Origin of the sequence: Micromonospora sp. KC606, assembly GCF_004348675.1 — a bacterium.
GTDB lineage: Bacteria > Actinomycetota > Actinomycetes > Mycobacteriales > Micromonosporaceae > Micromonospora.
Window position 1 is genome coordinate 1 of sequence record NZ_SMKN01000222.1, and the last position, 9,607, is coordinate 9,607.

Below are 9,607 nucleotides of genomic sequence, written 5' to 3' on the forward strand. Positions count from 1 at the left end.
GGGTTAGAAGGCGCGGACGTACGGGGCGGGCCAGTCGGGTTCCGCGCCGAGCCTGGCCGCCGCGCGCCGGGGCCAGTACGGGTCGCGCAGCAGCTCCCGGCCCAGCAGCACCAGGTCCGCCGCACCGCCGGCGACGATCTGCTCGGCCTGTTCCGGCTCGACGATCAGGCCGACCGCGCCGGTCGGCAGACCCGCCTCCCGGCGGATCCGGGCCGCGAGAGGCACCTGGTAACCCGGGCCGACGGGAATCGTCGCTCCGGCGGAGGCGCCGCCGGAGGAGGCGTCGACCAGGTCCACCCCGGCCGTGGCCAGCTCACCGGCGAGCAGCACGCTGTCCTCGACCGTCCAGCCGCCCGCCACCCAGTCGGTGGCGGAGATCCGGGTCAGCACCGGCACGTCCTCGCCCACCGCGGCGCGTACCGCGCGGGCCACCTCCAGGGTCAGCCGCATCCGTGCGGTCAGGTCGCCGCCGTAGCCGTCGGTGCGCCGGTTGGTCAACGGTGAGAGGAACTCGTGCAGCAGGTATCCGTGCGCGGCGTGGATCTCCACCGCCCGGAAACCGGCGTCGACCGCGCGGACCGCCGCCGTGCCGAACGCCTCGACCACACCGGCGATACCGGCCTCGTCCAGCGCGATCGGCTGCCGGTGGTCGGGCAGGAACGGCTCGTCGCCCGGACCGACCGGAGTCCAGCCGCCCTCGGCGTCCGGTACGCCGCCGCTGCGCCGGGCACCCGGTCGGTACGTCGAGGCCTTGAACCCGGCGTGGGCGAGCTGCACCGCCGGTACCGCGCCCTGCGCGGCGACGAACGCGGTGATCGGACGCCAGGCGTCGACGTGCGACCCGGACCACAGCCCGGTGTCCTGAGGGCTGATCCGTCCCTCGGGGACGACCGCGGTGGCCTCGGTGATGATCAGGCCCGCCCCGCCGACCGCGCGGGAACCGAGGTGGACGCGGTGCCAGTCGGTGGGCAGACCGTCCGGGCCGGCACTGTACTGGCACATCGGGGCGAGGGCGACCCGGTTGGGCAGGGTGACCGCGCGCAGGGCGAGCGGGGTGAACAGGGCCCTCATCAGGGTGAGCCTCCGGGTGGGGGACGGGTCGGGCCCCGCGTGGCAGGACCCGGTACGGACGGGAGTCGGCGCCTGACCTGGCCGGTCGGCGCGGTCGGGTGCAGGGTTCCAGGTCGTTCCCGGTCGCCGTGGCGACCGGGAACGCACTCGGTGGCGCACTCACGCCGGGACGGGCTCCAGTTCGGCATGCCGGGCCGGCCTGGCGGGCTCGTCGGTGTCGGTCAGGTCGCGCCTGCCGGCGGAGTCGTACGCGGCGCGGTCGAGGGTGCCCTCTCGGGCGGCGACGATCGTCGGCACGAGGGCCTGCCCGGCCACGTTGGTGGCGGTCCGGATCATGTCGAGGATCGGATCGATCGCCAGCAGCAGGCCGGCGCCGGCCAGCGGCAGACCCAGCGTGCTCAGGGTCAGCGTGAGCATCACGATCGCGCCGGTCAGGCCGGCGGTGGCGGCCGAGCCGACCACGGAGACGAACGCGATCAGCAGGTAGTCGGTGACGCTCAGGTGCACCCCGAAGACCTGCGCCACGAAGATCGCCGCGAGAGCCGGGTAGATGGCGGCGCAGCCGTCCATCTTGGTGGTGGCGCCGAACGGCACGGCGAAGGAGGCGTACTCGCGGGGGACGCCGAGGCGCTCGACGGACCGCTGGGTCACCGGCATGGTGCCCACCGAGGAGCGGGAGACGAAGGCGAGCTGGATGGCCGGCCAGGCGCCGGCGAAGAAGCGCAGCGGGTTGAGCCGGCCGGCGATCACCAGCAGCGCCGGGTAGACGACGAGGAGCACGATGGCGCAGCCGACGTAGACGGCGGTGGTGAACCTCGCGAGCGGGGCGAGCAGATCCCAGCCGTACGAGGCGACAGCGTTGCCGATCAGGCCGAGGGTGCCGATCGGGGCGAGGCGGATCACCCACCACAGGGCCTTCTGCACGATCGCCAGCAGCGAGCGGTTGACGGCCACGAACGGCTCGGCGACCTCGCCGGCCAGCAGCGCGGCGGCGCCGACGACCAGGGCGAGGAAGACGATCTGGAGGACGTTGCCCTCCACGAACGCGCCGACGGGGTTGGTGGGAACGATGCCGGTGAGGAAGTCGGTCCAGGAGCCGGTCCGCTGCGGCGCGGCGGCCGTGCCGGTGTCCAGCGAGACGCCGCGACCCGGGTTGGTGAGCAGGCCGAGGCCGATGCCGACGCCCACCGCGATCAGGGCGGTGGCGCCGAACCAGAGCAGGGTCTTCCACGCCAGTCGGGCGGCGTTGGCCACGCCGCGCAGGCTGACCACGCTGACCACGATGGCGGTGAAGACCAGCGGCGGTACGGCCAGCTTGAGCAGTTGGACGAAGAGGTCGCCGGCGGTGTCGAGGGTGCTGGCGAGCCAGCTCAGGTCGCCGGCTCGGGCGAGGAAGCCGAGCGCCACGCCGAGCACGAGGCCGGCCAGGATCTGCACGGAAAAGGGAATCTTGCGCAGGGCGGAAGCCATGAGGACGGGTCCAAGGTCTGTCGGAGGGTCGGTACGGGCAGCGTCAGGAGAGCGGCTGCGCCGGACAGACGCCGCTGGCCTGCCGTCGGAGGTCGACGTACAGGCGCACGGTGAGGTGCCAGACGTTGGTCATCGCCTGCCGACGCTACTCCCGGCGGAAAGCCGGCCGGAAGGAGCGGAAGCCGTGACGATCCTTACATTGACGGTGTTCGCCGGCGGGCCAGCCCCAACACGCTCGCTGTCGCCAGGCCCCAGCCGGCGGCCGTCGCCAACAGCAGCCGCTCCAGGCCGCCCACCAGGCTGCCCCGCCCCACCGCCAGCAGGGCCACCGCGACCGCGCCGGCCAGCGGCAGGGCCACCGCCGCGCCGAGCCGGGCCACCCGCCGCAGCCTGGGGGGCGCGTGTGGGGAGCAGGAGATCGACACCATCGCCAGCACCGTCGCCGCCACCGCCGCGATGCTCGCCGCACCGTGCACCAGGTCAGCCACGGTCGGCGTCTCGAACGGCGGCAGCGGGCAACCGTCGCTGCACGTCACCGCCCCCGACAGCACCGTGCAGACGGACCCGACGGCGAGCAGGCCGGCCGTGCCCCGCAGCCCGGGGGGCAGCGCCGCGGCGAGCAGCAGCAGCGCCGCGGCCAGGGCGAACACCCCGATCCGGTACGTCGGGGCGGACGCGCTGCCGGCGCTGCCGGCCTCGCTGACGTACCCGGTCAGGCCCAGACCGGGACCGGCGACCACGGCGACCGTCACCGCGACCGTGCCGGCGAGGACGCAGCCGGCGGCGGCCGACGCGGCGGCGGCCCGACCGGGAGCGCCGCCGACTCGCCCCGGCGGTGCCACGCCGGTGAACGGAGCCCGGGACATGCCGCCAACCTAACCGGTCCGTGCCTGGATATCCTGACGGCCGGGGTGTTCCCCGTGACCCGGGCGGCACCGCCACCTCAGCCCTTCCCACCCCCGAAGGACGCAGCAGCATGACCGTGGCATACCTCGTGGCCGGAGTCCGCACCCCGATCGGCCGGTACGCCGGCGCCCTCGCCGGCGTGCGCCCCGACGACCTCGCCGCGCACGTGATCCGGGAACTGGTCGCCCGCCACCCGTCGGTGGACTGGGCCCGCGTCGACGACGTGATCCTGGGTTGCGCCAACCAGGCCGGCGAGGACAACCGCAACGTGGCCCGGATGGCGGCACTGCTGACCGGGCTGCCCGAGGAGGTCCCCGGCAGCACGGTCAACCGGCTCTGCGGCTCCGGCCTCGACGCCCTCGCCACCGCCGCCCGCGCGGTCGTGGCCGGCGAGGCGGAGCTGATGGTGGCCGGCGGCGTGGAGAGCATGAGTCGCGCGCCGTTCGTGCTGCCGAAGGCGACGTCCGCCTTCTCCCGCACGGCCGAGGTCTACGACACGACCATCGGCTGGCGGCTGGTCAACCCGCTGATGGAGCAGGGGTGGGGCGTCGACTCGATGCCCGAGACGGCGGAGAACGTGGCCGCCGAGTTCGGCGTCGACCGGGTCGCCCAGGACGAGTTCGCGCTCCGCTCCCAGCAGCGGGCCGCGAAGGCCCGGGCCGACGGCCGCCTCGCCGAGGAGATCGTCCCGGTGACCGTGCCGGTCGGCCGCCGGGAGACGAAACTGGTCGAGATCGACGAGCACCCCCGGGAAACCTCGCTGGAGAAGCTCGCCGCGCTACCCACCCCGTTCCGGGCGGGCGGCACGGTCACCGCCGGCAACTCCTCGGGGGTCAACGACGGCGCGGTCGCGCTGCTGGTCGCCTCCGAGGCGGCGGTCTCCCGGTACGGCCTCACCCCGCTGGCCCGGATCAGCGGCGCGGCGGCGGCCGGCGTACCGCCCCGGATCATGGGGATCGGGCCGGTGCCGGCCACCCGCCGGCTGCTCGACCGGCTCGGCGTGGGCCTCGCCGACGTCGACGTGGTGGAGCTCAACGAGGCGTTCGCCGCGCAGGGCGTCGCGGTGTTGCGCGAGCTGGGGCTGCCGGAGGACGCCGAGCACGTGAACCCCAACGGCGGGGCGATCGCGCTGGGCCACCCACTCGGCGCCAGCGGCGCCCGGCTGGCGCTGACCGCCGCGCTGGAGTTGCGCCGCCGGGGCGGTCGGCGGGCACTGGCGACCATGTGCGTCGGCGTCGGCCAGGGCATCTCGGTGATGTTGGAGGCCGCCGGCTGACCCGGTGATGTTCCCGGTCCGCCTCCGGCGTGACGCGGGGTGACCGGCACGATGCCACCGGTACCTGATGCCTCCGCCGCCGGCCGTCGTGCACAGTGGATCTCCCGTCTCTCGCCGTGCGCGCCTAGAGTGGTCAGCACCACACGACTCGCGGGTCGGCCGGTGTGGCCTCCGCGTGCCCGCGCGAGCCGGACACCGGTGCCCTCCCGTGCCACGGCGACGAACTGGGGCGAGGCAGATGCAGAAGCCGGACGGACTTCCCGCCGAGATCGACCTGAGCCGGCCGAGCGCGGCCCGGGTCTACGACTACTTCCTCGGCGGCGCGCACAACTTCGAGATCGACCGGCAGCTCGCCGAGCAGATCGCCGGCATGACCCCGAACCTCGCCGCCACCATGCGGGCGGGGAGGGAGTTCCTGCGCCGGGCCGTCCGGGTGCTGCTCGACGCCGGTATCGACCAGTTCCTCGACATCGGCTCCGGCATCCCGACCGTCGGCAACGTGCACGAGGTGGCCCAGGCCGCCAACCCCGAGGCACGGATCGTGTACGTCGACATCGATCCGGTGGCGGTCGCGCACAGCCGCGAACTGCTCGCCGGCAACGACCGGGCCACCGCCATCCGGGCCGACCTGCGGGAGCCGAAGCTCATCCTGGACCTGGCCCGAGCCAGCGGCCTGATCGACTTCGACCGGCCGGTGGGCATCCTCCTCGCCGGCGTGGTCCACTTCGTTCCGGACGCCGACCGGCCGGCCGACATCCTGGCCACCCTGCGGGCGGCCGCCGCGCCCGGCAGTCACCTGGTCATCTCGCACTCCACCTACGAGGACCAGCCGCAGGAGATGCTCGACGCGCAGCGACTGTCGGCGCGTACCGACACCGAGATCACCCTGCGGTCACGGGCCGGGATCACCGGCTTCTTCGGCGACTGGACCATCCTGGAGCCGGGGGTGGTGCACATGCCGCTGTGGCGGCCGGACTCGCCCGCCGACGTGGACGAGCATCCCGAGCGTTTCGGGGCGTTCGGCGGCGTCGCCCGGTACGGCCACGTCGGCTGAGCCGACATGGCCGCCGTTCCGGACACCGGCGGGGGCGACCACAGCCGCGCAGGGGCCCGCGAGTACGCCGCCGAGTGGGCCCGGGCGGCGCGGCGGCTCGGTTTCGTGCCATTGAGCGCGGACGAGACCGAGCGGCTGCTGCTCGTGCACACCGTGCGGCTGGCCCGGGCGCTGCTGGCGCAGGAGTTCTCCGCCACCCCGGCCGAGGACGTGGGCCGGGCGCTGGTGGAGGCGCACCTGACCGAGCCCTGCGTGCTGGACTGGACGGTGCGCGCTCTCGGCGACCGGTTCCTGGCCCGGGTGCTGCCGGACCGCGACCCGGTCGACGCGGCCGAGCGGGTCGTGGCGTTGCAGGGGGCGCTCGCGGCCGGGTTCGCCCGAGCTCTGCGCGACCGGACCTTCACCCAGCAGGAGCGGATCGCGCGTTCGGCCTGGCAGGCCCGGGACACCGTGGAGCGGGCCCTGCGGGACAGCGAGGCCCGCTTCCGCGCGGTCTTCACCGGAGCGGCCATCGGGATCGGCATCGCCGGCATCGACGGTGAGATCATCGACGTCAACCAGCCCTTCGCCGACATGCTCGGCTACACCATCGAGGAACTGCGGCAGATCAACGTGGCGTCGCTGTTCCACCCCGACGACGCCGCCGGCATGTGGGAGCTCTACCAGGAGCTGATCGAGGGCAAGCACGACAGTGTCCGGGTGGAGAAGCGCTACTACCGCAAGGACGGCAGCGTCGTCTGGACCGACCTGGCCGTCTCGCTGATCCGCCACGCCGACGGCCGGCCCCGGTTCACCGTCGCGATGGTCGAGGACATCACCGAGCGGCACTATCTCCAGCAGCGGCTGCGCTTCCAGGCGCTGCACGACCCGCTGACCGGCCTGCCCAACCGGACGCTCTTCTTCGAGACACTCGGGCGGATCTTCTCCGAGGCCGGTCCGGAGCAGCGGATCGGGATCTGCTTCCTCGATCTGGACGGGTTCAAGGCGGTCAACGACAGCCTCGGCCACGCCCTGGGGGACCGGCTGCTCGTCACCATCGCCCGCCGGTTGGCCGACTGCGTGGCCGGGCAGGGCCACCTGGTCGCCCGGATGGGCGGCGACGAGTTCGTCATCCTCGTCGACGCCGGCGAGGGGATCGACGACGCGGTCGGCGTCGCCGAGCTGGCCCTGGCGGCGGTCTCCGCCCCGGTGCTCCTCGGCGACCAGCAGCTCGCCGTCACCGCCAGTATCGGCGTGGTGGAGTGCCCGGCCGGGGAGACCAGCGTCTCCGAGCTGATGAAGGCCGCCGACACCACGCTGTACTGGGCCAAGGCGGAGGGCCGTGGCCGCTGGGCCGTGTACGACCCGGAGCGCAGCGCCGCCGACATCGCCCGCTCGGCGCTCGCCGCCGGCCTACCCGCCGCCCTGGGCCGCGGCGAGTTCGTGCTCCACTACCAGCCGATCGTCTCGCTGCTCGACGAGCGGATGCAGGCGGTGGAGGCGCTGGTCCGCTGGCGGCACCCCGAGCTGGGCATGATCGGCCCGGACCGGTTCATCGGGCTGGCCGAGGAGTCCGGGCTGATCGTCCGCCTCGGCGAGTGGGTGCTCGGCCAGGCATGCCGGGACGCCCGCGCCTGGCACCGCGAGTTTCCCGACCAGCGGCTGGTGGTGAGCGTCAACCTGGCTGCCCGGCAGGCCGACGACCCGGCGATCGTGGACATCGTGGCGGAGGTGCTGCGGCGCACCGGCCTGCCCGCGGAGTTGTTGCAACTGGAGCTGACCGAGAGCGCCGTCATGGGCAGCGCGGGGGAGCCGTTGCGCTCGCTGCACCGGTTGGCCGATCTCGGCGTGCGGCTGGCCATCGACGACTTCGGCACCGGATACTCGAACCTGGCGTACCTGCGCCGGCTGCCGATCCACTGTCTGAAGCTGGCCGGGCCGTTCGTGGAGGGCATCCGGGCCGACACCGCCGACGACACCGCCGACCACCGCGACGAGCGGATCGTCGACGCGCTGGTGCGACTGGCGCACGCGCTGGAGCTGGGAGTGACCGCCGAGGCGGTGGAAACCCGGGCGCAGGCCGAACGGCTGCGGGCGCTGCGCTGCGACACCGGGCAGGGCCGCTGGTTCAGCCCGCCGGTGCCGGCGGACCAGATCACCGAGCGGCTGCGCGGCGAGGCGGCGTGAGCGGGGTACGGTTCGCCGTGGGCGGGCGGGGATGCGTACCCCGGCTGCGTCCCGGCCTGCGACGACGCGACGGGTGGAGGTAGCCGGGTGGACCTGACGGACTCGCAGGCCGTGGTGTCGGTGGTGGCGGCTCTGGCCATCCTGGCCGGGCTGGCCGGGGTGGTGGTGCCCGGCCTGCCGGCGCTGCCGCTGTGCTGGTGCGGGGTGCTGGTCTGGGCGGTCTTCGGCGGCGCGGGGCCGGGCCGCTGGGCGGTGCTGGCGGCGGCGACCGTGGTGGTTGCCGGCGGCACCCTGGTCAAGTACGCCTGGCCGGGGCGGAACCTGAAACGCACCGGGGTGCCGACATCGTCACTGCTCGCCGGTGGACTGCTCGGGCTGGTCGGGTTCTTCGTGATCCCGGTGGTCGGTCTGGTGCTCGGCTTCGTCGGTGGGGTGTGGGGCGCCGAGCGGCTGCGGCTGGGTGGCAACCAGCTCGCCTGGCCGTCGACCGTGCAGGCGCTGAAGGCGGTTGGACTGTCCATGCTGGTGGAGTTGCTGGCCGGACTGGTCGTCGCCGCGCTCTGGGTGGCCGGCCTGCTGTTCGCCTGACCCGGCCGGGTCCACGCTCCGACGCCGGCGGCGGTACGCCCGTTCGCCGAGGGGCGTGCCCTAGGGTCGGCCCGTGCGGATCACAGTCCTGGGTGGGCTCGGCGCGTGGCCCACCGCCGGGCAGGGGTGCAGCGGCTTCCTCGTGGAGCACGACGGCTTCCGCCTGCTGATCGACCCCGGTTACGCGACCCTGCCGCCGTTGCTGTGCCGGCTGCCCGCCGCGGCGGTCGACGCGGCCTACGTCAGTCACGGCCACCCCGACCACTGCGCCGACCTGCAACCGCTGCTGCGCGCCCGGATTCTGGCCGACCGGTCCGGGCCGGCCCTTCCGGTGCACGCGCCGGCCGGCAGCCTCGACCGGCTGCTCGCGATCGACGAGCCGGGCCTGCTTGACGGGGCTTACCTGCTGCGCGAGTTCGCCCCCGGGGACCGGTTCGACCTGGGCCCGTTCATGGTGCGTACCTGGTCGCTGCCGCACTGGGTGGCGAACGCCGGGGCCCGGTTCAGCACCCCGCGGGCGACGCTCGCCTACACCGGGGACACCGGCGCCAGCCCGGATTTGGTGGCCCTGGCCCGTGGCGCTGATCTGCTGATCGCCGACGCCACCTACGTCGACGCGATCCCCGACCGGCACGCCGGCAACCTGTCCAGCGCCGCCGAGGTCGGCCGGTACGCCGCCACGGCCTCCGCCCGGCGGGTGCTGCTGACCCACCTGTGGCCCGGCACCGACCCGTCGGCGGCCGTCGCTGCGGCGCGGCGGGCATACGACGGTCCGGTCGACGTGGCCGAGCCGGGCCTGGTCGTCGACTGCGGCTCCTGACCCGGGGTGGGCGGGGCCGGCACGTCGGAGGAGACGGCGGCGAGGGGCGTCCGCCGGGCACGGCGGATCGCCGTACGTGAGAGAGAGGTGGACGCCCCGCGCCGCCGCGCGGACCGGACGTTGCCGAGCGCCCGGTCTTCAGTCCCGTCGCGATCGGGCCTGGTCACAGGCTCAAGCATGCGGCCGGAGCAGGTCGGCGGCAACGTGATTTCGCGTTCCGGGGCCCGGCTGGGCGGCCGGGGGCGAGCCGGGTCAC

At 74.3% G+C, this 9,607-nt stretch carries 8 protein-coding genes; 5 read left to right on the top strand and 3 right to left on the bottom strand.

What is annotated here, in order from left to right:
• Positions 1-3: 3 nt before the first annotated feature.
• From E1193_RS26890 to E1193_RS26900, 3 genes are all read right to left on the bottom strand, one after another.
• On the bottom strand, positions 4-1,071 hold the full coding sequence (locus E1193_RS26890; RefSeq protein WP_132185976.1) for an NADH:flavin oxidoreductase/NADH oxidase: 1,068 nt from the start codon (positions 1,069-1,071) through the stop codon (positions 4-6).
• Positions 1,072-1,230: 159 nt separating this feature from the next.
• On the bottom strand, positions 1,231-2,529 hold the full coding sequence (locus E1193_RS26895) for a dicarboxylate/amino acid:cation symporter (protein ID WP_243707919.1): 1,299 nt from the start codon (positions 2,527-2,529) through the stop codon (positions 1,231-1,233).
• Positions 2,530-2,735: 206 nt separating this feature from the next.
• A complete protein-coding gene (locus E1193_RS26900; RefSeq protein WP_132185978.1) occupies positions 2,736-3,407 on the bottom strand; it encodes a DUF998 domain-containing protein in 672 nt (223 codons plus the stop codon).
• A gap of 110 nt (positions 3,408-3,517) precedes the next feature.
• On the opposite strand from E1193_RS26900, the gene pcaF reads away from it, so the two are divergent.
• The 5 genes from pcaF (at position 3,518) to E1193_RS26925 (ending at position 9,351) form a co-directional block, all read left to right on the top strand.
• Positions 3,518-4,723 carry a 3-oxoadipyl-CoA thiolase gene (gene pcaF, locus E1193_RS26905; RefSeq protein WP_132185979.1) on the top strand — a complete coding sequence of 402 codons (1,206 nt, stop codon included), beginning with the start codon at positions 3,518-3,520 and terminating at the stop codon, positions 4,721-4,723.
• A gap of 238 nt (positions 4,724-4,961) precedes the next feature.
• A complete protein-coding gene (locus E1193_RS26910; RefSeq protein ID WP_132185980.1) occupies positions 4,962-5,777 on the top strand; it encodes an SAM-dependent methyltransferase in 816 nt (271 codons plus the stop codon).
• Positions 5,778-5,783: 6 nt separating this feature from the next.
• Positions 5,784-7,943, top strand: a complete 2,160-nt coding sequence (locus E1193_RS26915; RefSeq protein ID WP_132185981.1) for a bifunctional diguanylate cyclase/phosphodiesterase — start codon at positions 5,784-5,786, stop codon at positions 7,941-7,943.
• A gap of 87 nt (positions 7,944-8,030) precedes the next feature.
• Positions 8,031-8,531 carry a DUF456 domain-containing protein gene (locus E1193_RS26920; RefSeq protein WP_132185982.1) on the top strand — a complete coding sequence of 167 codons (501 nt, stop codon included), beginning with the start codon at positions 8,031-8,033 and terminating at the stop codon, positions 8,529-8,531.
• Between the two features lie 73 nt (positions 8,532-8,604).
• Complete coding sequence (locus tag E1193_RS26925; RefSeq protein ID WP_132185983.1) at positions 8,605-9,351, top strand: MBL fold metallo-hydrolase; 747 nt, start codon at positions 8,605-8,607, stop codon at positions 9,349-9,351.
• Positions 9,352-9,607: the final 256 nt, after the last annotated feature.

Bases quoted from the DNA above. Each gene is read 5' to 3' on its own strand.
- E1193_RS26900 (WP_132185978.1), bottom strand. From the start codon at position 3,407: ATGTCCCGGGCTCCGTTCACCGGCGTGGCACCGCCGGGGCGAGTCGGC.
- E1193_RS26890 (WP_132185976.1), bottom strand. From the start codon at position 1,071: ATGAGGGCCCTGTTCACCCCGCTCGCCCTGCGCGCGGTCACCCTGCCC.
- E1193_RS26915 (WP_132185981.1), top strand. From the start codon at position 5,784: ATGGCCGCCGTTCCGGACACCGGCGGGGGCGACCACAGCCGCGCAGGG.
- E1193_RS26910 (WP_132185980.1), top strand. From the start codon at position 4,962: ATGCAGAAGCCGGACGGACTTCCCGCCGAGATCGACCTGAGCCGGCCG.
- pcaF (WP_132185979.1), top strand. From the start codon at position 3,518: ATGACCGTGGCATACCTCGTGGCCGGAGTCCGCACCCCGATCGGCCGG.